Here is a 933-nt window from a genome sequence, read left to right as displayed (position 1 = left end):
TCTGATCAATCTTAACGGCGGTGTGCGCTTTGGATGTGGTAGCTCCACCAATCAGAAGCGGAAGATCAAAATTGAGACGTTCCATCTCTTTAGCAACATGAACCATTTCATCCAGAGATGGGGTAATCAACCCTGACAAACCAATAATATCAACGTTCTCTTCTATCGCGACTTTCAAGATCTTTTCACACGGCACCATCACACCAAGATCGATGATCTCGTAGTTATTACACTGCAGTACAACACCCACAATGTTTTTGCCGATGTCGTGCACGTCACCCTTCACTGTCGCCAACAAAATTTTTCCGTTACTGCTACCAGATTGTTTTTCGGCGTTAATAAAAGGCTCTAAATGCGCGACAGCTTGCTTCATTACACGTGCAGATTTCACTACTTGAGGTAAGAACATCTTACCCTCACCAAATAGGTCACCCACCACGTTCATGCCATCCATCAAAGGACCTTCAATCACTTCAAGTGGTTTTGCCGCATTCACACGTGCTTCTTCAGTGTCTGCAACGATGAACTCTGTGATCCCTTTAACTAACGCATGCTCTAAACGTTTTGCGACAGGCCAAGTTCGCCACTCAAGCGCAGAGGCATCTTCTTCTTTGCCAACGCCTTTATCTGCGTACTCAGCCGCGATATCCAACAATCTTTCTGTAGCGTCATCTCGACGGTTAAGCACAACGTCTTCTACCGCTTCTCGTAGTTTTTCCGGAACGTTGTCATAAATTTCGAGCTGCCCCGCGTTCACAATGCCCATGTCCATACCGTTTTTAAAACAGTGATAAAGGAATACGGCATGGATTGCTTCACGAACGTAGTTATTACCGCGGAAAGAGAAAGACACGTTCGACACGCCACCGGAAATCATCGCGTGTGGCAAATCGCGCTTGATGTCCGCTACAGCTTCAATAAAATCAACAGCAT

1 protein-coding gene is annotated in these 933 nt (G+C 45.9%); it reads right to left on the bottom strand.

Going from position 1 to position 933, the window contains the following annotated elements; genetic code table 11:
• A partial coding sequence (locus R7Q46_RS25565) for a B12-binding domain-containing protein (protein WP_318077993.1) occupies positions 1 to 933 on the bottom strand: 933 nt, incomplete at both ends.

The organism is Vibrio sp. 811, assembly GCF_033339195.1.
This window is presented reverse-complemented; position numbering and strand designations above follow the sequence as displayed.